Annotated in this window: 16 protein-coding genes and 1 pseudogene; 9 read left to right on the top strand and 8 right to left on the bottom strand. The window is 57.4% G+C overall.

What is annotated here, in order from left to right; genetic code table 11:
• Nucleotides 1-631: 631 nt before the first annotated feature.
• Nucleotides 632-976 carry a prolyl oligopeptidase family serine peptidase gene (locus tag ACNJYA_RS09975; protein ID WP_439402709.1) on the bottom strand — a complete coding sequence of 115 codons (345 nt, stop codon included), beginning with the start codon at nt 974-976 and terminating at the stop codon, nt 632-634.
• Nucleotides 977-1,071: 95 nt separating this feature from the next.
• A pseudogene (locus tag ACNJYA_RS09970) lies at nt 1,072-2,634 on the bottom strand (prolyl oligopeptidase family serine peptidase); the annotation flags it as partial.
• Between the two features lie 544 nt (nt 2,635-3,178).
• On the opposite strand from ACNJYA_RS09970, the gene ACNJYA_RS09965 reads away from it, so the two are divergent.
• A complete protein-coding gene (locus ACNJYA_RS09965) occupies nt 3,179-3,499 on the top strand; it encodes a hypothetical protein (RefSeq protein WP_439402708.1) in 321 nt (106 codons plus the stop codon).
• 747 nt (nt 3,500-4,246) lie between these two features.
• Here ACNJYA_RS09965 and ACNJYA_RS09960 read toward each other — a convergent pair.
• On the bottom strand, nt 4,247-4,420 hold the full coding sequence (locus ACNJYA_RS09960) for a helix-turn-helix domain-containing protein (protein WP_439402707.1): 174 nt from the start codon (nt 4,418-4,420) through the stop codon (nt 4,247-4,249).
• Nucleotides 4,421-5,024: 604 nt separating this feature from the next.
• Here ACNJYA_RS09960 and aepX point away from each other — a divergent pair.
• Nucleotides 5,025-5,882 (top strand): phosphoenolpyruvate mutase, encoded by an 858-nt coding sequence (gene aepX, locus ACNJYA_RS09955; RefSeq protein ID WP_439403417.1) that lies wholly within the window; start codon nt 5,025-5,027, stop codon nt 5,880-5,882.
• Between the two features lie 324 nt (nt 5,883-6,206).
• Entirely contained in the window at nt 6,207-6,980 is a 774-nt protein-coding gene (locus tag ACNJYA_RS09950) for a phosphocholine cytidylyltransferase family protein (RefSeq protein ID WP_439402706.1), read from the top strand.
• Nucleotides 6,981-7,248: 268 nt separating this feature from the next.
• Here ACNJYA_RS09950 and phnF read toward each other — a convergent pair whose 3' ends face one another.
• Nucleotides 7,249-8,049 carry a phosphonate metabolism transcriptional regulator PhnF gene (gene phnF, locus ACNJYA_RS09945; RefSeq protein WP_439402705.1) on the bottom strand — a complete coding sequence of 267 codons (801 nt, stop codon included), beginning with the start codon at nt 8,047-8,049 and terminating at the stop codon, nt 7,249-7,251.
• A gap of 19 nt (nt 8,050-8,068) precedes the next feature.
• Entirely contained in the window at nt 8,069-9,568 is a 1,500-nt protein-coding gene (locus ACNJYA_RS09940; protein ID WP_439402704.1) for an alkaline phosphatase family protein, read from the bottom strand.
• A 234-nt stretch (nt 9,569-9,802) separates the two neighbouring features.
• Between ACNJYA_RS09940 and ACNJYA_RS09935 the strand changes: the two genes are divergently transcribed.
• Genes ACNJYA_RS09935 through ACNJYA_RS09910 form a run of 6 tightly spaced genes read left to right on the top strand, consistent with a single transcriptional unit; the run spans nt 9,803 to nt 15,922 of the window.
• Entirely contained in the window at nt 9,803-11,359 is a 1,557-nt protein-coding gene (locus ACNJYA_RS09935; protein ID WP_439402703.1) for an ABC transporter substrate-binding protein, read from the top strand.
• A complete protein-coding gene (locus tag ACNJYA_RS09930) occupies nt 11,302-12,432 on the top strand; it encodes an ABC transporter ATP-binding protein (RefSeq protein WP_439402702.1) in 1,131 nt (376 codons plus the stop codon). Before ACNJYA_RS09935 ends, ACNJYA_RS09930 begins: the two co-directional genes overlap by 58 nt.
• The gene (locus ACNJYA_RS09925; RefSeq protein ID WP_439402701.1) at nt 12,433-13,332 is read left to right on the top strand and encodes an ABC transporter ATP-binding protein; all 900 of its coding nucleotides are present in this window, start codon (nt 12,433-12,435) and stop codon (nt 13,330-13,332) included.
• A 7-nt stretch (nt 13,333-13,339) separates the two neighbouring features.
• Nucleotides 13,340-14,275 carry an ABC transporter permease gene (locus tag ACNJYA_RS09920; RefSeq protein ID WP_439402700.1) on the top strand — a complete coding sequence of 312 codons (936 nt, stop codon included), beginning with the start codon at nt 13,340-13,342 and terminating at the stop codon, nt 14,273-14,275.
• A complete protein-coding gene (locus tag ACNJYA_RS09915) occupies nt 14,276-15,160 on the top strand; it encodes an ABC transporter permease (RefSeq protein WP_439402699.1) in 885 nt (294 codons plus the stop codon). It abuts the gene before it with no gap.
• 30 nt (nt 15,161-15,190) lie between these two features.
• Complete coding sequence (locus ACNJYA_RS09910) at nt 15,191-15,922, top strand: peptidase C39 family protein (RefSeq protein ID WP_439402698.1); 732 nt, start codon at nt 15,191-15,193, stop codon at nt 15,920-15,922.
• A 419-nt stretch (nt 15,923-16,341) separates the two neighbouring features.
• Here ACNJYA_RS09910 and asnB read toward each other — a convergent pair whose 3' ends face one another.
• From asnB to ACNJYA_RS09895, 3 genes are all read right to left on the bottom strand, one after another.
• Nucleotides 16,342-18,189, bottom strand: a complete 1,848-nt coding sequence (gene asnB, locus ACNJYA_RS09905; RefSeq protein ID WP_439402697.1) for an asparagine synthase (glutamine-hydrolyzing) — start codon at nt 18,187-18,189, stop codon at nt 16,342-16,344.
• A gap of 288 nt (nt 18,190-18,477) precedes the next feature.
• Nucleotides 18,478-19,263, bottom strand: coding sequence for a formyltransferase family protein (locus tag ACNJYA_RS09900; protein WP_439402696.1), 786 nt, complete (start codon nt 19,261-19,263; stop codon nt 18,478-18,480).
• Nucleotides 19,264-19,296: 33 nt separating this feature from the next.
• Nucleotides 19,297-19,908: a CDP-alcohol phosphatidyltransferase family protein gene (locus ACNJYA_RS09895; protein ID WP_439402695.1), complete on the bottom strand. Its 612-nt coding sequence runs from the start codon at nt 19,906-19,908 to the stop codon at nt 19,297-19,299.
• Between the last annotated feature and the right edge of the window lie 562 nt (nt 19,909-20,470).

Below are 20,470 nucleotides of genomic sequence, written 5' to 3'. Positions count from 1 at the left end.
CGCCCGCTCGTGCAGTTGGCAGACAATATTGTGCAACCCTGCGCGAACGCTTTCTCACCGCGGAAAGACAATCATTCCAGGCCATCAACAATCGCTGTCGATTTGGATCTATGCTGCGTGAGAACGATAGCACTTTACCTGAGTTAAGTGCCGCGCGCGCTTCGCAGCCGGGGTGGCAGCCGAGGCGACTGCTGCGTCACGCTGTGCGTCGATTGGATCTGCCGTTCCTGCGTCGCCGCGGCCTCTGACGGCGACTGCGCGGAGGAATAAGCAATGGTCGCATTCGTGACCGCTTGCGTAGCGACTTCACCGTACGAGAAATAGATGGTTGATCAGGGCATGTCACGTAGCTCAACGCAGGCATGGCGCGGATTGACAATCCTCAATCCAGGAAGCCCATCTGGCAACTTACTTCCAGCTCGTCATGTTGTGCTTGGGACGCCAGGAAATCCGCTCGCCAGCGGCGGAAGCTGTTCAGACCGGTAATTTGCGCATCTGACGAGCTTCATCGAGTCCGACCACCCTCATCAGCTCTCTCGCCTTGCGTTCCATGAATTCAGATGAGCAATGTGAGGAGTTGAGATAATCAATGGTCTCTAGATATCGACTTCGATCAGCCCGTCCGCCGAACTTACTCAGAACAAAGCCGCCTCGATGCATAGGTGTATTCAAGGGCGAGTTGACGCGCATCTTCCACGAGATTGGCCGCGGCGCTATGTCCACCGTCGATGTTCTCGTAATAGAAGTAAGGCTGGCCCAGCGCGGCGAGCTTCGCGGCAGCTTTGCGGCCGTGCGCTGGATGCGTGCGGTCGTCCTTGGTGGAGGTAAGAATTAAGGGAGCGGGATAGGTCTTGCCCGCCACCAGCTTCTGGTATGGCGAGTAGCCTTCGATCCACGCACGCTGCTCGGCAATGGCGGGGTCACCGTACTCGCCGATCCAGGAGGCGCCCGCGCCCAGCTTGGTGTATCGAAGCATGTCGAATAGCGGCACCTCGATGATCGCCGCGTTGAGAGCTCGGGACGCTGGGTGATCGCGGCGCCAACGAGCAAGCCGCCCTGGCTGCCGCCAATCGCGCCCAGCTGGCGCGGGCTAGTGATCTTCCGACGGATCAGGTCATCGGCAACGGCAATGAAATCATCCCATGTCGTCTGCTTCGTTGCCGCCTGGGCCGCTTGGTGCCATTGTGGACCAAACTCACCGCCCCCGCGCAGGTTCGCAACGACATAGGCATTGCCCTGTTCGAGCCATAGCCGCCCCATCGGTCCCAGATCAGACGGCAGTTGCGACTCCTGGAAACCGCCATAGCCATGGAGAAGTGTCGGGATCGTGCCGTCAAACCTTGCGTTTTTGGGCCGCACCAGAAAATAGGGAATTGACGTGCCATCACGCGAAATGGCCTCGAGCTGCTCCACGACATGGTTCGACGCATCGAAGGCAGAGGGTGCCTTCTTCAATTCCTCCAAGCTTTTGCGTTCGGCATCAAAAGACCAAACTGAGGTTGGTCTGAGATAGCTCGAGACGGTGAATATGACCCGGTCGGCTTCATCGTAGGTGGCTGACAGGCTGACATTTGTATCTTCCGGCAGCGGGATCGGTGTCGCGGACCAAGCTCCCTGATCGTACTTGTAGAGGAACGCTTTACTCTGAACGTTCTCAAGGATCGTCAAAATCAAAAAGTTCCTTGTGTAAGTGAACTCGCTCAGTGCCTGCCGGGGCCCCGGCTGAAAGAGGAGCGATGGTCTGGCGCGCAACGGATCCTGTTTCCATTCATCGAGGTCATACGAGATCATCGAGCCGGCCGTGAAGCAGATGCCCGCGGACGGTGACCAGTCCTCATCAAGTTCCACAAGCAGGCGGCCGCACGCGAGCGTGGCGATCTCGGCCTTCTTCGGCAGATTGAGCTTGACCGGCCCATCGAGGCGGAAGACCACATACTCGGACTCGACAGAGCTGATTGCGCGGGCGGCGCCGGTCGCATGAATATTACCCTCGCTGTCACGAAGCACGAAGGGGGACGCCCCAACGCCGGTGGGCTCGCCCCGAAAGATCTCACGAGCCTCACTGAGTGGCTGAGCACGTTTGAGCTCCTTCACCACAAAAGCGTAGCCGGCTTGCGTCAAAGTCCCCTCGCCCCAGTCCCGTGCAACAAGGAGGGTGTCACCATCGACCCAGCTGACGTCCTGCTTGCCCTCGGGGAGATGAAAGCCGTCCGCGACGAAGGTCTTGGCGGCGCGATCGAACTCTCGTATGGACACGGCATCCTTTCCGCCATCGGAAAGACTAATCAGGCAACGGCGCTCTTCAGGCGGAAGGCAGCTGTGACCTTGAAAGACCCAATTTCTGTTTTCGGCGGCGGCCAAGGCGTCCACGTCGAGGATGGTTTCCCACTTTGGGTGTTGGCTACGATCGCTCTCACGCGTGGTGCGCCGCCAGACGCCGCGCACCTGATTCTCGTCTCGCCAGAACTGCTCCAAACCGCCCCCTTCGAATGGAACATCTGCGATCCGATCTTTGGCCTGCAGGATGGTGAGCGCCTGTTCGTAGAAGCCCCGATAGCGAGGATCTGACTGAAGCACCCCGAGCGTCTTCTCGTTCTCGCCGCGAGCCCAAGCCAATGCGCCTCGCCCTTCCATCTCCTCGAGCCAAAGGAATGGGTCGTCAGTTACGGCGGCATCCGTTCGCTCCTGTGAAAGCGCCGTGGACGTGGAGCAAGCAATCGAAGGCAACACCGCGGAGAAGAGTGGTGGCGTGTTCATGGACTTTTCTCGATAAGATCGGCGGGCCACGCTGGCCGGCCCTGGCGCGTCAAGCAGACGCGGCGGAAACCATGGAAGCGCATGACATAGCGCGGCCTGCGCAATGTCATGCGCCGCTTACTGCAAGCTGCGTGCCGGCTAAGGAGTCGCAAGTTTCAGCCGTTCGGGGGCTGCACGACCGTGTTCCGTTGCCGCCATTGGTTGCCAAGCGGACATCACAGCGTGTCGGCGGACAATCTGTGAGACAGCGCCAGCATTTCCGATCTTCAGTGGCAAGACTGGGACGCAGCGATGCTGCTTACCTCCGCATCCGAGGTTCTCCTGTTGGCGTCACCGGGCAGACTTGTCGACGGGCATCATCAGCACAACGATCAGCGCATTGATCAGCAGCCAGATCGACATCATGCTAAGGGTGGTATGCATGGCGATCTCCGACCCGTCGGCTGCAAGCATTGCCGAGTTGGAGGAGCTTTTTCCCTGCGCAACACACGAAGTCACGCCGACAACTCGATTCGTTAACAGACTGCCGGGAGAATTGCGCTTGCGACGTGAGAGTAAAAATGCCCAAGAAACGACCTACGCTGCAACACGTCTTGGGATTGAGCCAACAAACAACATACAAGCACCAGATCAGGTTCTTCTGCGCAACAAAATGGCGAAATCATCAGCAGCAATTCTGCGCACCTGTCGTATCCACCTCGCGGAGAATGCATATGAGCTCTACATTGCGCAACGATTGTAGTCGCGTTGCACACCTCGCCTCCCCGTGGATACTGCAACTTTGCACATCATTGATGGCGCCCTCTGGTCGTGGTCCAACTCAGTCAGCTTGACTTCGGAGTCGCCTGCCTTTCCAGAGATAACCGGATCGCGGCTTCCGCCGCAAACATGTTTAGTTTATCTCGAATCCGCTACATCATCGGAAGAACCGAACATTCGCATTGGAGGTCAGCGAAGAGGTCGCTCATAGAGCCAGCTACGCTTCGTGAGGATTGCCCGCACTTGGTAGCGCGCAGAGCGCTAGAGTATGGGCCAACGTCTAACAGCACGCTTTCGAAAATCGGTTCACGGACTATCATTGCCGTCTTCGTGCCCGGCCTAGGCTGTCTACACAGCCTTTCCGATGACAACGACTTTAGTACCTAAACCGCTACGACCGCCTCCCAATTGGGACACGCATCCGACCGCCGCGTCCGCAGCACGGGGACGGATCGATCAGAACGTTAACACAGGGATCCGACAGACCCTCGAGCTTTCAAGAGCGTTTTGCGCCGCGATCTCACCTCCCCTGGTGGCCCACGGCGCCCCGTGACGATCGGCGACGAAATAGAAGCACACCCTTATAAACAGCTGCGGGCGCGTAATTTGCTTCAAATTCCGCCGGAGCAACCCAAAGTCGCGCCTAACACTTCGCCATATTTGCATTAGGGGCAACGGAACCGATGCCGTCATCTTAGATAATACCCTGACGTCGCGCTCTGACGACGCATTAAGTGCGGCTGGAGGTTTCCAGCTTTCGCATCGCATTCTTGACATGAAAATTGACGGTGTTCTCGCTCACGTTCAGGATGTCTGCGATCTCCCAGGATGACTTCCCCTGCTCGATCCATCGCAAGCACTGTTTTTCTCGTTCCGACAGCACACCCTTTTTCACATCCGCCATGATTTTCTCCTGGAGTCGACAGAACAGGAATGGCATCAGCAAATGCTATACCACTCAGTGGCGTCTGCAAGGTATCGGCGAATCCGGACAAGTTCGTCGGCGATTGCCGTTGCATTCGCATGAGGCCGCTATCCTGCTGTAGCCCTATCGACGGGCTTTCGACATTGTCGTCAATCCGACGGCGGCATTACGACAACTGTGGCTGTCGATATTTGCGTCTAAATCTATGTGAGCCGGATATCACCCTTTCCCTAAGCACTCCTCCACCGAAGGAGTGTGGGAATTCTCCTCGGGGAGTAGCACGGGCTCGCGAACCCAGGTCGTTCATTTTGCATCCAAGCCCTTCTTTCCAGCCTTAGGCGCGAGGCCAATCAACCCAAAGCGAAAGCTTTGCGTTCGGCGCGCCTCCTATGGCGATCATGCAAGCCTTTGCCGAACCAATAAACTACCAATGCTGGTCATTGAGCGGCATCACGCCGAAACGATATGAGCAGTGACGTTGGTGGCAAACTAGGTCGGCTTACAGGATTTAGGCATGCAGTATCAACCACAAGCCGTTCGGCCCACCGCAGGTCATCAATGCGCGCGGCCGTCGCCTGCCGAAATGCTTCATGTCCAGGTCTGCTCGAATGACGAGCTCTCGTTTCTGATGGAAGCGCATGATGGCCTATCCGCCACAATCGCACAGCGGTCAGGTTTCAAGGGGCTCTGGGCGTCTGGTCTGTCGATTGCCAGCTCGCTGGGCTATCGTGATGCCAATGAAGCTTCATGGAGCCAGCTCGTCCAGAGCGTCGAGCGCATAGTGGACTCGACAGAGCTACCTGTGCTCGTTGATGGGGATGGCGGCTTCGGCAATTTCAACAATGCTCGCCTGCTCGCACGGAAACTTCGTCAGGCTGGCGCGGCAGGCGTCTCGCTTGAGGACAGCTGCTTCCCGAAGCTGAACTCGCTCATTGGTGAGCGGCATCCGCTCGCCGATATCGATGAATTCTCCGGTCGTCTGCAGGCTGTAAAGGATGCAGTCGCCGAAAATCTTGTTCTCGTGGCCAGGATCGAGGCGCTGATTGCCGGGCACGGATTGAACGAAGCTATGTTGCGGGCTCACGCTTATGCCGACGCGGGAGCGGATGCAATCTTGATTCATTCACGAAAGAGTACCGCGGACGAGATGCTTTCGTTCGTCACCGAGTGGCGGAACCGGCTACCGGTCGTGATCGTTCCGACCACGTACTATCGAACGCCAGTCTCAGCCTATCGGGATGCGCGCATCTCCACGGTCGTCTGGGCCAATCACTCCATGAGAGCTGCGGCAGCTGCGATGCGGCGCGTCTGCGATAGTATCGCAGCTCAAGAGAGCGTTGCGACCATTGAGCCTCAGATCGCACCGCTCAGCGAGATATTCGAGCTCCTGAGGTATGACGAACTCGCCGTGGCCGAGACGCAATATCTGCAGCCCCGCTAGTCCATGGCAGCAGGGATTGTCACCTGAAGCTTCCTTTGGTCAAAATCTGCGATGAGTCCCTCACCTCTTCGTCGGCCCCGCACCAGTGTCACGCAATTGGCAGTGACATAAACTCCTGGAGAGGCTCTCGATATGGCGAAACAGCTTTCGCTACAGCTCGAGGAAGCACACACAGCGGCTGATGCAAGTGTATGCGCCGGCGACAATTCATGCTTGCCTCCTTCAATCGCGGGGTGGTCTGACAAGTCTGCGGCACCTGAGATTTAACAGAGGCCTTCCACGATGCTCGCAGAGCGATAGGCGGGATGAAGAAAGCGAATTGAAATGCCTGTGAATGTTCCCAAGCATGCTCTCATTCTTGCCGCTGGAGTGGGCTCTCGTCTACGGCCGCTAACGGATCTAAGCCCAAAACCTCTAGTCCAAATCCATGGCACCCCCATCCTGTACAACGCGCTACATAACCTTGGCTGTCTTGGCGTGGAACACGTAACGATCGTTGTGGGGTATCGCAAAGAGGCGATCAAAGAGGCCTGCGGCAGCCGCTTTGGCAGCGTTACGATTGACTACGTCGAATCCTCCGCTTACGACCGTACTGGGAGCGCCTATTCGCTCTGGCTGGCGCGTGACGCACTGCTTTCCGGAGATTACTTCGTTCTTGAGGGCGACGTCTTCTTCGAGGAAAATGTATTGCGGCAGCTGATTATCACTAAAGCGCCCAACGCTGCTGCTGTCGCTCCCTTCCATGCGCTGATGCAGGGATCGGCGGTCCTGTTGTCCGATCTTGGCTTCATTTCAGAATTTCGCTTGAAGCAAACAGCGCGAGATCTAATCGCGGGTGGCCCCCCTCTCTACAAGACGATGAATCTGTTACGGCTGTCCGCGTCTACTCTGCGGACAGAGGTCATTCCGGCCCTAGACGATACGATCAGGGCCGGAGCTACCCAGGCCTACACCGAGGAGCTTCTTTCCTATCTCGTGGAAACACGAGGCCTGCTGCTTGCTGCGGTGAGATGCGATGGCCTCAGGTGGTACGAAATCGATGACGCGGAAGATCTGCGTACCGCCGAGCGCATCTTCGCAGAAGCCGACTACGTTTGATCCTATCGCCCAGGGTGACGTTCGAGACGGTCACGGAAGGTTTGTCGCTGCGCGTCTTCGACATTCGCGGCTGCCTTCGACGCCGGGCGGGTAAGAACGGCCAAGAAACCGTAAGCTTGACGGAGGCCGCAATCAAAGCGGCCGCCCATTGTCTTAGCAGAACACGAGCGCTTGTCCCGGCATAGAATGTGAAAACACATCCCAAGCGATGTTGTAGCGAAACAGTCATTTTGGGCCAGCCGCTTTGACCGCAGGAATGGGACGAGACCTAGACCTTGGAGGAGATAGATGACTTCGATTTGCTCGCTTGCGCTTTCCCGGATCGAGACTTTCCTGCAAGCGACTGCTCCGCGGAACTAATCTCTTTGAAGTCGAATCTGAAGCTGATTCTTGGTGCGCAAAGTACATTCTCGCCAAATTTGATCGGAATACGGCCGGAGCAATCAAGGCTCTCTTTGACGAAGACCGGCGCCAAAGTGGACATTTCAAGCAGGCGCGCCTCCTGGGCGGAGGGCAGACGCGCACTTATCGTAACCCATTGCTGCGAGTAGTCGTCAATTCCGATGCGCCTGAGAGCTGTCGAGATCGAGTTGGTGCCAGAGAATTTGTCCAGCAGTCCGGGAGTGCGTTTCGCCGGAAAGTAGCTATGCGCGATGACGATCGGGATCTCGTCCTGGTAACTGAGCGTGTCGATGCGCAGCACATCGTCACCGGCCTGCAAGTCGAGGTAGCCGGCCAGTCGCTCGTCTGCCGGTACCGTTGCAGCAGACAGGATCTTACGACGTGCCAAGCGGCCTTGCGAGATGAGATTGTCGGTCAGCCGGGTTTGAGGGGAGAGAAGATAGGTTGTTGGATGTTCGACAACGAAGGTGCCTCTCCCCTGCTCGACACGAAGCAGTCCTTCCTGCTCAAGTCTCCGAATAGCGTATCTTACGGTGTGCCGGTTGACACCATATTTGAGAGCAAGCTCGACGTCGTTCGGAAGTTTTTCGCCTGGCCGAAATCGGCTCGACGCAATAGCTTCTTCGATGTTCGATCGAACAAATTCCCAACGTTTTCCTTGATACATAGGCCAAATAGTCCGTGGTTCAGGTGCTCAACTGCGTCGGATTAGCGTCACGTCTATCGTTCTTCGGTTGCGCCAGCCGCGTTACGGCCGCTCCCCTCAGATAAAAACGCCGCCCGTAATGCTCCCGGAAGACAGTTGCGCGGCGCGCTGAAGAGGCAATTGAGACGCTCGCATCTTCGACATCATACTGACCTCCGTCCCCGCGATCTTGCAAAGCTTCATGGATGATACGGCCCTGCACAGTCGACGGTAGCGGCAGTCTCAAGCTGGACAGGATCGTCGGTACCAGATCAACGATGCTGGTCGGGGCAGCAACAACTCCGCTTTTAAAGCCATTGCCAGCAAGGATGCATAATGAAGACAGCTCGTGCGGCGAAAGCCCGCCGTGCATGCCAACGCCGATCGGATAGGCTCCATCGTAGTACACGGCGTCGGGCGGAGCGTTCCAATTGGCCGCGCTGCAATCGGCGAGAACAAACGACAGATCCGCGCTTCGTTGGTGTTCGGCCATGACAGCCGAAAGCGGGAGGGTGTTGGCGATAAGTGGAGAGCCATCGGCGGCCTTACGTGAGAAAGCCACGCCAAACCATGGCTGCTCGGAAAGGCTGTGATACATCTCTGTCAGAAGATGGCCTTCTCTGTCCCGGACCCAAATGTTGACAACCCTTTGAGCGGTTATTGCGGCGTCTACGTCGGGCGTGAGCTCGTATCCGACCTTGAATCCCGACCGCTGCAGGTGGTTCAATACGGAGACCTTTTCTCCAATGATGGCGTGCCCGTGATCGGATGCAGCAATAAGCTGTACCCCCTCTCGCTCTCCTTTCTCGCTCCACCAAGCGAAAATGCGCCCAAATTGCCGATCGACCTCGTGGAGCACCTCACGGGCCGTAGGATGCTGAAGTCCGAACATGTGATATGCAATGTCCGGCTCCGAAAGCCACAGCAGGCTGACCTCCGGAAGCGCTGCTTTCGTGAGAAATGAAAAGAATAGATCGACGACACGCTCAATGGTAGCACGCGCCGGCCGCTCGTCGGCAGGGAGCACCGGAAAGCATGACGCAATCCGGCGAACGGCCGCGTTGTTACTGAACTTCGATGGGTCATGAACCCAGAACGCCGGCGCACCAGCCTGCCAACTGCCCCAGCTCGAAAGTCCAAAAGAGCCCTGCGACTGAGATCCGATCGTCAGCATCGCACGACCATGAGCCGCCAAGACTTCGCCGATCGTAGTGGCGGTGAGGACGCCACCGCGTTCGCTGCCGAGCGTCAGGAGCGCCGAGAGCGAAGATCCGTCGATGGACCGACCGCTTGCCAAAAAACGGTTGCCGATGATTCCATGAGCCGAGCTATGTCCGCCCGTGGCCAGCGCGGCCGATGAAACCCGCGTCTCACTGGGAAAAGATGAGGTATGGCGGTCAAGTCGAAGGCCGATTTTGGACAGCTCGGCGAGATTCGGCGTAACTGCGTCGTCTAGCTGGTCAGGACGAAGGCCATCGAGCATCACAATTACAAATTTCATTTGGCCACCTTCCCGCTCCGATTCCGCAGCCCCAACCTACGGGAGTGGCAGCCTTCTTGTCCAGAGCTACCTAGGCACCTAGGTTTGTCATGATGGTGTCACATGGCGTGAATTATATCTCGCAGTACTCGAACGGCCCCGCAGAAAAACATTGTGCGAGTCCCGCCCTGACCAAACGTGAGCACGTGGTCCAGAAGCTCTGCAATCATAGCTGATGCTACTAAAGGATGTTCAATGACTGTTCGCAACCGACGCGAGGTTCTCAGATTTGTCGGCGGGCTGAGCTTGCTCCCATCGACCTCTGTCTTTGCCCAAGACGCTGGCCGAACGGCACTGCGGATTGCAATGCAGGATCTGCGCGTCGAGCTCGATCCGCTCCATCCCCGTGCTACGGCGCTCGTGAGCTTCCGGGTACTCGAGAGTATTTACGACAAGCTCTTTGCAATCGACTATCAGCGCAACGGGCAGATTCGGCCGATGTTGGCTGAAAGCATCGAAGCCCTCGACAGCACCACATATCGCGTGTCTCTGCGGAAAGACGTTCGCTTCCACGATGGCGAAGAGCTAACGGCAGAGGACGTCGCATTTACTTTTGGTGCAGAGCGTATGCTCGCAAAGGACAGTCCGGGTTTTGGCGTTGGCCAAATCAGCTTTCCATCGATGAGCGCGGTGCGGGCAACCGGTCGACATACTGTCGAGTTTAGCACCAAGGCGCCCGATCCTGTTTTTGTCAAACGCCTGACCTCCTATGGAGCCGGCATCGTCTCGAAATCGGGCTATCTGAAGGCCGCGACATTCGATCAATGGGCCAGGGCTCCCATAGCGGCGGGGCCTTACCGGGTCGTTGAGGCCGTCGAAAACCGCTACATACGCCTTGAGGCGCACGACGGGTACTGGGGTGGAAGGCCGCCGCTGAAGGGAATCGAGTTTCGGATGGTGCGCGAGCCGGCGGCACGCGTCGCCGGCCTTCGCGCCGGCGACTTCGATATTGTCACGACCGTAGCGCCGGATCAGTTCGATCTCCTCGCGGCTGACAACCGTTTGGACGTGGTTGGAGGCGACACGATGTCCTTCCGCACGTTGGTCTATGATTCGACCACGAACGAGGTGCTGCGGGATCCGCGCATAAGGCGCGCCATGAACCTTGCAATCGATAGGCAGACCATTGTCGATAGCATTTGGCGCAAGCGCATAAGTGTGCCGCCCTCCCATCAACATCCTGCTTACGGCGTTCTCTACAATCCTGACCGGTCAATCCCCCGGTACAATCCGGCAGAGGCGAAGCGACTTCTTGCCGAAGCCCGTTATAACGGGGCAGCAATTCCTTTCAAAACAGTCGGCAATTATTACACGGCTGAGCTTATCGAAACTCAAGCCATCGCAGCGATGTGGAGGTCTGCCGGCCTGAACGTCGACATCCAAATGAAAGAGAATTGGGCCCAGGTGGAAGACCGTCTGGGTCGCGCTGTGAACAACTCGTCCGATGGAACATACTACCCCGACCCCACCGCCTCGTTCGTCTCGCGCTGGGGGTCTCAAAGCAATTTTCAGAGGGGTGGGTATTGGCGCAACGACAGATTCAGCGTGTTGGAGACGATCTTGCTGACGGCGCAGGATGCGGTAGAAAGACGAGCCGCCTATCAAGAGATGCTCGACATATTCGACGAGATTGATCCACCAGGAACGGTGCTCCATTCGCTTGGCGAGTTCTTCGGAAAGCGCGCCAACATCAAGTGGACACCGACGCCGACGGGTTTGATGGATTTTCGGCCAGGCGCAATCAACGTCTAGCCGAGAACGCCTTGGGCCAGACGCAGAAGAATATTGTCTGCTCGGAAGGTGGAATCATGGACCAAACCACTTCGCATGCACTTGAAGCGCCCTCTGTCCAAACCTTTGAGCACGGGAATGCCGGGCGCCCAGCCATTGCGGCTTGCAGCCCGCCGCTCCTGAGCATTGATGGATTGACTGTCGTTCTTGCAGACCGGCCCGAGACGCGCCTCCTGGATGCCGTTCGGTTCGAGTTGCGGAAAGGTGAGTTTTTCGCGCTTGTCGGCGAAAGCGGCAGCGGAAAAAGCGTCCTGTGTTCGACCATCATGGGAGTAGCAAGTTCCGAGCTGAGATGTCTCGGCGACATTCACATCGAAGGCAGGCCTCTTACCGATGTCGATAGGCGCCTGCGCGCAATGATCTACCAACAGCCAAGTCTATATCTTAACCCGGTCCGGAGCATTGGATTCCAGCTTCGCGAGACTGTCCAGATGATTGGCGGCTTGAGCAAGCGAGAGGCGAACGAAGGAGCTGCAGATCTGCTCTGCGAAGTGGGGATCGATGACCCCAGAGAGACGATGAGAAAATATCCGCACGAGATGTCTGGCGGAATGAATCAGCGCGTCATGATTGCAATGGCGCTCGCGATGAAGCCCAAGCTTCTCATCGCAGACGAGCCGACCTCGGCTCTCGACGTAACCACGCAAAAGCAGATCCTTGACTTGCTTGAACGGCTCCGCTCAGACATGGCAATCCTCTTTGTGACCCATGACCTCGGCCTTGCCCTGCAGCGGTCGGATCGCATTGGCGTTCTCTACGCCGGCCAGTTGGTCGAAATCGGGTGCGCCGATCTTGTCGGGCGCACTCCCCTGCACCCCTATACGCGCGCGCTATTCTCCGCCGTCCCCCCGCTCTCGGGGCAGCCCCGGCGTCTGAACAGCCCTGCAGGTAGCCTCCCTGACCCTACTCAGCGACAGGCCGGCTGCAATTTCGCATCTCGGTGCTCCGGAACGATGGACATTTGCCGGCACACAAGGCCCGCCTTGCAGGGCATTCCACAACAAGTGGTGGCATGCCACAACTTGGAGGCATGAATGACGTTGCCAATCGGGCCTCCTCGCGTTCGCACATCGCGCGCGTCCTCCGAGCCCATTCTCGAGCTGCGCAATATCGACTTTTGCTACCCGGCTGCTCGGCGCTCCGCTGCGGAGGTCCTAGGCGGCTCAAGGCTGAACAAGATCAACATGAGCATCCGTCGCGGGAAAGCCCATGGGCTGATCGGGGAGTCCGGCAGCGGCAAAAGCACAATTGCGAAGCTTCTGCTTGGCCTGACAGCGCCACAAGCGGGCCAGATCTTTTTCGATGGCGAGCTGCTGACGCGGGCTCGATTGGCTGCGTTCCGCCTGCGTGTCCAACCTGTCTTTCAGAACCCTATCGACGCACTGAACCCAGCCACCCCGATCGGGAAACAAATTATCGCGCCCCTGCTTGTGAACTTCAAAATGAAGTCTTCATGTTGTCAGGCTCGGCTCGCTGCAGCAATTTCCGCCGTTGGCCTATCGGGCGAGATCCTTGGCAAATTGCCACATCAGATAAGCGGCGGACAGGCGCAGCGGGTCAATATAGCGCGGGCGCTTATTCTCGATCCCGAGGTTCTGATCTGTGACGAGCCCGTCTCCGCACTCGACATGACCGTTCAAGCTCAGACCCTGAACCTTCTGTCGGATCTGCGTGAGAGCCGGGGCCTTTCCCTCTTATTCATCAGCCATGATATCAGATCGGTCGCCTATCTCTGCTCAGAGATCGCCGTCCTAAAGCGCGGAACCATCGTTGAGAGCGGCTCGCGCGATCAGGTACTGCTCGACCCGAAGACGGATTACATGAAGTCCCTGCTGAGGGCGGTGCCCAATTCTGAACTCGGCGTTGAAATGGCATTACCTTCAAAGCCATGTTCGCAGCCAATAGGGCGTCGGCACTTGCCGGCGGAGAGGTGAGAGCCGCATGAGGCGAAAAGCCCAGAAGGTATTTGCGAGCAAAATTGGCCGCGCATTGGTCACGCTTGTTTTGATGGTAACAAGCGTGTTCATTCTTATGCGCTGCGCGGGCGATCCCGTAACCGTCTTACTCGGGCCGGATGCGACCGCGGACATGCGCGCCGCATACTCGGGCGAATTGGGGCTCGACCGCCCGATCCTGGTACAATACCTGGCCTATCTCCATAACGTCGTCCGAGGCAGCTTAGGCGTTTCTTACGTCTACCGACAGGATGCACTCGGTGTCGTTCTCAGCCACCTTCCGTTGACGCTAATGCTCACCTGCTCTGCTCTGACCTTGGCGGCGGTCACGGGCATTGCGGGAGGAATAGCTGCCGCGGTGTTTCCATCGAGCTTCATAGGCCGTGCGTGCACGATCGCGAGCCTCGTGGGATTGTGCGTTCCCAGCTTCTTTCTGGCAATCGTCCTGATGTTGGCGTTCTCAATTCAGCTCAATTGGTTGCCGACCGGCGGCGCTGACAGCTGGCGCAGCTTGGTTTTGCCGGCAGTCACCATGGGGGCCGCAAGCTCGGCCGTGCTTGCCCGCTACACGCGCGTGGCCGTTCGTCAATCGCTGGATAGCCGGTATGTGTTGGCTGCGTTTGTGCGCGGCATTCCGTTCTCGCGGATATTGATCCACCACGTACTGCCCAATGCGGCGGTGCCAATCCTGACCATACTTGGCCTACTCATCGGCGGAGCAGTAACTGGTTCGACGGTCGTCGAGACGGTCTTCTCATGGCCTGGTATCGGAAATCTCTTCGTCACATCCGTCGGAAACAGAGATATTCCAGTGGTACAGGCAATTATCGTGCTTGCTGGCACTGCGATGATCATGACCAACCTAGCCGTCGATCTCGGTTACACCTGGCTCGATCCGCGGTCGAACTTCTCGGAGACATAGATGAGTACCGTCTGGGCGCGTGATTGGAATTCGAACATCGTTCGTTCGCCGAAAACCGGACGCGATCCGCGTAGGCCACTCAAGCTGGGACTCTATGGTGCCTCCATATGGATTATCGGATGTCTGTTGATTGCCGCACTGGCCCAGGTGATCTCCCCCTATCATCCAGCACAGATCTCGTTGGATGCACGGCTTTCGCCACCACTGCTCTTCGGCGGCACGCTGGAACATTTGTTGGGCACCGACGAGCTCGGCCGGGACGTGCTGGCTCGCTTGATATATTCGGTCCAGATCAGCATGCTCGTTGCGGCTGGCGGGACCTTCATCAGTACGCTGCTCGGCGTTTCATTGGGCTTTCTCGCTGCCGAGCTTGGCGGACTGATCGACGAAGGGGTCATGGTGCTTGTCGATATGCAGGCTGCTGTGCCGTTCATGATGACCGCACTCCTTGTCATAACAATATTTGGCAATTCCCTCGCGCTTTTTGTGTGTCTTGTGGGCTTGCACGGTTGGGAGCGCCACGCCCGCATCGCGAGAGGACTGGCTTTGACGGCCCGCAATCGGCTCCATGTAACGGCGGCGCGGACCTACAATGCTTCGCGGGTCCATATCTACGCAAGGCATATTCTGCCTGCCTGTGCACCTACCATCGTGGTCGGCATGACCCTTGGGCTCACCGAGACGGTTCTCCTGGAAAGCACCCTGAGCTTTCTGGGACTGGGGATACAACCGCCGATGTCCAGCTTGGGTAATATGGTGGGATTCGGCAGAGACTATTTGATGACCGCATGGTGGATCGCGCTCGCGCCGGGCCTCCTCATCGCAGCGACAGCGATTGCACTGATGACAATCAGCGAGTCGTTGCGCCAGATGAGACCTCGCTAAGCTTCTTTCATACCCATCTGAGGTGCCCTCATGTCGCGTCCTGACTTCGAAAGCTCAACAAATCAAATGGTCAGGAACGTTCCTCTGTATCGGCAAAAGAGAAAGTTCACTTGTGGACCATCTTCCCTGATGATGGTCATGTCCGCGCTAGACCAGCGATATCAGCCGAATGAAACAGCTGAGCTCGAGATCTGGCGAGAGGCAACCACCATTCACGGTGGTTGCGGACCGGTTGGTCTGGCACTAGCTCTCAAACGTCGCGGCTTCGCAACCCTCGTAGTCGTGAGCCATGATGGGCTTTTTCTTCAGTCTCGCGCTTCACAAGGCGGCGAGGTGGAGGTGATGCAGATCCTCCAGAAGCGAGATCTCGCCGAAGCATGCCAGCGCGGCATCCCTGTCCATATTGGCACTTACAGCCTCGACGACCTCTCGAAATGGATGGCGGTGGGGTGGTATCCCATCGTGATGATCAGCATCGAGTTCGAAGGTAAAACCATCACTCATTGGGTGGTGGTGACCAGGGCCGACGTCGATTACGTGTTCTTCAATGATCCTCTCAAAGATCCCGCCGAGGCGGATGCTGCCACGCGCGTCAACCACGAGAGCTTTGCCAGCATGACGGAGTTCGGTCCCGACCGGGAAAGGGCGGTCATTCTTGCTGGACTTCCAAAAATGGCGAATGTTGCGCTTCCGCTGCCCAGGATTCATACTAGCCCTCAACTTCGGCCTGACACGCCGAGCGTTTCTGGTCCCGAACGCTGATGTATTTTGGTAGCCGGTAAAAGCCCAACATAGGCACCATCAGCTGATTCAATCGGTGCCATCGGTCGGGCAGCGCCGGTATACGCCGCGTCCGACAGTAGCATAGCCAGCCATCAGGATGGCCGGCCCTGCATTCCTGCAGCGCCTTAGTCTGACGTGCGTTTTCCGGGGGCACGAACAGTTAGGCGGCAAGCATGGTCGACTACCTTCGCGCGTGTCTAAATGCATTAGGTCTAGTTCACCGCAGTTCCAGCCGCCCTCAGAACGCATCATGCGCACTGGATCGCACGATCGCGCGTCCAACCATTCTCCTTTTCGCGTCTGGCCTCCCGCTCCGTACCGATAGGCTCGAGGCTTTGCCACCGATGGGTTGGAATTCAGGATTGCCTTCGCCCCACCGCATCCAATCCTACAAAGATCTATGAAGATAGTTCACGAAGGAAGACTTCTAGATTGCAGATCAACCAAAGTTGTTTTCCGAATCTATCGTTGGCCGCTTGAGAGTGGCGTTCATACCATCGTCGGAGCGCGCCAACATCGAGATAATCGGCGACCGCGGGACAGTCTTTAAAGAGCAAATCTCGAAACGGCGCCGAGCTCTGGTCTGTCGCCCACTTACCTAACGGCAACGGAAACCCGAGCTTCTTTCTCGTGATCACGCTTGCGGGTATTCGATCTCTGTAAAGAGTGCGCAGAGCGGCCTTGGAAACGTCCAGCGTCTCGCTAAATTTCTCAATCGAAGCGAAGGCCGCCTGAAACGGGGCGACGGCATGCCTCCAACGCAGATGTTCGGAAAACGGCATGCGCAGAGCCAACGCAACGATACGATGGTCTGTGAAGGGCATTCGAGACTCCACCCCGGCTGCCATTGTGGTGTTGTCGACCATTTCCAGCAGTGCCGGCAGATGATGCCGTACAAAGAATTGCCTCATACGGTCGACCGGAGTGGCGCCGCCTGAATGGTAGGCGTTATTCATCCAATCGATCAGGTCCGCATCGTGAACAATCTCCTTTCTCCATGCCGGTGTCCCCAGCTGCAGCTTTTCGGCTTGGGGAAAGTAAGTGTACCGCGCAAGAAAGAGGTCGAATTCGCTCGCCTTGAACTTGGGAAGGCCGATATGACGTCGCGCCGGGCGGCCAATTACGTCAGGCAAAGCGGCTAGCACTGCCTGTCGGCGAAGGTCGAAGGACAATCTGAAGATCCGGCTATATCCAAGGAATATCTCGTCGGCACCCTCGCCGGTCAGGAGAACCTTGTGAGAGTGGCCGACCGCCAGCGCGAGCAAATACATCGCCGCTTCGTTATGCATGCCGACTGGATGACCACGTAATGCGGTAAGGCGCTTAACGACATCCAGGCTCGTTGCCCCGGGCAGCCGAACCAAGACGTGGGCGAGCTTGAGGGCTTTAGCGACCTCGACAGCATAGGGGCTTTCATCGTACTCATCATCGCATACGACGCCAGTGAAGCATGTCGGCTTTTGCGAAGATTGCCTTGAAAGCTCGAAGGCCAAGACACTGGAATCGAGCCCTCCGGAAAGCAGCGCGGCGACTGGGGTGTTGGCCGCCAGATGTTCCTTCACGGCGCTGCCGATCAACGTTTCGAGAGAACTGCAATCACCACTATCATCGAGGCGCGCAGGATCCCACCAACGCGTGTGCTCGTGCGATTGCGCTGTGATCTTCAGCCAAGTGCCAGGTTGCAGCTTTTGAACATCTGCAAACAGCGACCTCTCGCCGAAGACGGCACGGTACGAGAGGAAGCTTGATAATCCAACCGGATCGAGCTTTGAGCGGACTCTTGGCCAATGCAGAATGGCTGACGGCTGTGAGGCAAAGACAATTCCATTATCTGCGCACGCGTAGTACAACGGCTTAATTCCGAGCCGATCTCTGACGAGGAACGCTGTGCCGGTCTTTCGGTCGTGGATTGCGAAAGCAAACATTCCCCGCAGACGTTTGACGCTATCAATCCCCCAACAAGCAAATGCCTTGCAAAGTACCTCGGTATCCGACTCTGTGCGAAAGCGGTATCCGAGCCTGAGCAAGTCCCGCCTTAGGTCTCGGTAATTGTAGATCTCCCCATTGTAAGTGACTGTCAGGCCGAGCTCATCATCGAGGAACGGTTGATTCGACCGAGGGTCCGGATCGATGATAGAGAGCCTCCGATGCGCGAAGGCAAACGAGGACGTCACGCAACTGCCACTCGCGTCGGGCCCGCGGTGGGCGAGCCTCTGAACGCAACGCGCGAGGTTCCGTTCAGTCACTGACTTATCGGCAATCCGTCCAATGAATCCGCAAATTCCACACACAGCTAGCCCTCCTCATGCGTCCTAAGGCGACGCCCAGGCGGTCGGGTCGCCGGCTCGCCGGCACCTCTCGATAGGCTGGATGCTCCAAAAACACGCCCTCCAGAGCTAAGATCACGGTCAGGTTTCGGAGCCGCGGTGTGCTGGCAACAAACTGGCCTTCATTGACCTCCTCGAAAAGCGCGATCTCAAGTATTCCGAATTACCTGCCGCGCTGCGCGCCAAGTCAAACCTTACCCTTTGAGGCTAAACACGACGGATGAGCGTCCGAACCTCATTGGTCAGGACTCGTTCCACGAGCCACTTCGGAGGCTCAATACGTGGTGGAAGATATAGCGCGCGGTAGAGCCGATCGAGTTCTTCGGCGCTGCGTGGAACGTCCGACGAATCCAAAAGTGCGGTCATCATGCGCATGGGATAGAAGCAAGGCTTGCGCTTATCTTGAGTGATCAACTGGTCTTGGGACCGCCGAGTGAAGGACCCGTCCAACAAACGCAGCCACACCTGGCAGAACAGCGCGTAGCCATAACGTTGGGCTCTGGTATCCAAAGAAAGAGCTGTCTCTGAAGGCAGTACGGGGAACTGCAACTCGCCAATGATATCGCCCCTATCCACTCGCTCCGAGAGTTCGTGGACAGTCACCGCGAAGCTCTTCTCGCCATTGAGTATGGCATGCGTCCGCGCAAAACTGCCGCGATATTCAGGGAGCGGGCCTGGATGAAGATTAATGCCTCCTCGCTCAAAGCCTGCGAGGATTCGGGCAGGGAAGATCTTGTTCCACATGACACTGACGAGAAATTTTCCGAGAGGAGGAACATCGTCTATCGACTCGAAGAACGGTATCCCGAAGCGATCTGCGACTTGCCAAAGCTCCTCACTGGTTTCATGCCGCCACCATGTTTTCTCGTACCGGGAAGCGCCGAGAATGCCCGCGATGTGGTCTTTGCCGCAGGTCTCGATGACAAACAGAAGACAGCGGGTCGCAAGTCCCCTGGTTCCGGCAAATACCACGCCATCAATTAAGCTCGACATTTCTCAGCCTTATCGCGTTCTAGGCCACACCGATTATGCGCCCGTTCTACTCGCAATCAGCAGTCCGGCGGACCCGGTGGCCGCTACGCAGATGGTAATGACATGCACCAGAGTGCCTGAGGCTTTGATCTTGAACGGGGCGATGTGGAGCAGCGATAGCGGTACAAAGACAGCAGGAAGAACGATGCCCAACTCAAGCGGCGCGATCGTGTGGTCAATTAGCAAGATCGCCGCGAGCACTGGCAGAGCGTAAGAGAGAGGTAGACCGGTCGAATAACCGCGATCGTCCAATCCGAAATAGCCGAAATACGCCAGGCGAAGAGCCCCGATCAATATCATGAAGGCTGTGAATACCGCAGATGCTGGCAAATCGATGAAAGATGCGATGACAATTGCCGGGATGACCGATCCAAAGATGAGGTCCGAGAACGCATCGAGAGCTTTACCAATGGCTTTGGTGGCCGCTGTACGGTTCTTGGTGCGCCGGGCAATTTCGCCGTCCACATCATCTGCGATAATGGCCCAGAGTCCGAGCGCTATTCCTGCCTCCTGGTGCCCTCTCACTACTAACCCCATCGCTGCTCCAGAACAAAGGATCCCCACGGCAGTAACGGCGTTTGCGCGGTCAGATAGGAAGGCGATCATCGGACCTCAATATTGTTGTTTCTGCCGAAGGCGATCGCAGTCACGCCCCCTGCGGCCGCTTGCGTACCGCAACTACGCTTAATTGGGCGAGGTCCGCCAGGTTCGCAAACTGCCAGTCCTAGTAGGCGCGCTTAATGGTTCCTCGAGCTAAGACGGCCGCCGCGCGAAGTTGAGACGAGACGACTCCGAGCATCGGCTAGCTTGGCCCTTCTCCTATACAGGCGGAAATTCAAAGGCTCCAAAGCACCGTCACCGCGCGGAGCACTCCCTGCCTCGTCCTAGGCAAAGCCGCAACACGCTGCGAAACGCCCCGCCGATGGCGGCGTCAATCGCGATGGCCAAATCAACGTGCCCCTGCTCAGCCTGCGCTTGGGTCATTCGAGTGCGGCTTGCGGCGCCTGGGTCTGCCCACGTTGGTCGCTCCAGTCGGCTCGCGCAGTTGATTGCGACTCCCGGATCTTGCACAGCACAGCTCTGCCGGATCGCGCCGACCTTGGCCTGGCGACTTAAACTTGTTAGGCATGTGATTTCTCCATCGAAGATGCCCCGACAATTGTTTACT

Origin of the sequence: Bradyrhizobium sp. BLXBL-01 (assembly GCF_051853025.1) — a bacterium.
GTDB lineage: Bacteria > Pseudomonadota > Alphaproteobacteria > Rhizobiales > Xanthobacteraceae > Bradyrhizobium.
Note: the sequence above shows the minus strand (reverse complement) of the source record. Positions and strands in the feature narration are given on the sequence as shown.

Bases quoted from the DNA above. Each gene is read 5' to 3' on its own strand.
- ACNJYA_RS09965 (WP_439402708.1), top strand. From the start codon at position 3,179: ATGGCGATCTCCGACCCGTCGGCTGCAAGCATTGCCGAGTTGGAGGAG.
- ACNJYA_RS09910 (WP_439402698.1), top strand. From the start codon at position 15,191: ATGTCGCGTCCTGACTTCGAAAGCTCAACAAATCAAATGGTCAGGAAC.
- ACNJYA_RS09895 (WP_439402695.1), bottom strand. From the start codon at position 19,908: ATGATCGCCTTCCTATCTGACCGCGCAAACGCCGTTACTGCCGTGGGG.
- ACNJYA_RS09950 (WP_439402706.1), top strand. From the start codon at position 6,207: ATGCCTGTGAATGTTCCCAAGCATGCTCTCATTCTTGCCGCTGGAGTG.
- ACNJYA_RS09935 (WP_439402703.1), top strand. From the start codon at position 9,803: ATGACTGTTCGCAACCGACGCGAGGTTCTCAGATTTGTCGGCGGGCTG.
- ACNJYA_RS09940 (WP_439402704.1), bottom strand. From the start codon at position 9,568: ATGAAATTTGTAATTGTGATGCTCGATGGCCTTCGTCCTGACCAGCTA.
- ACNJYA_RS09920 (WP_439402700.1), top strand. From the start codon at position 13,340: ATGAGGCGAAAAGCCCAGAAGGTATTTGCGAGCAAAATTGGCCGCGCA.
- ACNJYA_RS09925 (WP_439402701.1), top strand. From the start codon at position 12,433: ATGACGTTGCCAATCGGGCCTCCTCGCGTTCGCACATCGCGCGCGTCC.
- ACNJYA_RS09900 (WP_439402696.1), bottom strand. From the start codon at position 19,263: ATGTCGAGCTTAATTGATGGCGTGGTATTTGCCGGAACCAGGGGACTT.
- ACNJYA_RS09960 (WP_439402707.1), bottom strand. From the start codon at position 4,420: ATGGCGGATGTGAAAAAGGGTGTGCTGTCGGAACGAGAAAAACAGTGC.
- aepX (WP_439403417.1), top strand. From the start codon at position 5,025: ATGCTTCATGTCCAGGTCTGCTCGAATGACGAGCTCTCGTTTCTGATG.
- ACNJYA_RS09915 (WP_439402699.1), top strand. From the start codon at position 14,276: ATGAGTACCGTCTGGGCGCGTGATTGGAATTCGAACATCGTTCGTTCG.
- phnF (WP_439402705.1), bottom strand. From the start codon at position 8,049: ATGTATCAAGGAAAACGTTGGGAATTTGTTCGATCGAACATCGAAGAA.
- ACNJYA_RS09975 (WP_439402709.1), bottom strand. From the start codon at position 976: ATGCTTCGATACACCAAGCTGGGCGCGGGCGCCTCCTGGATCGGCGAG.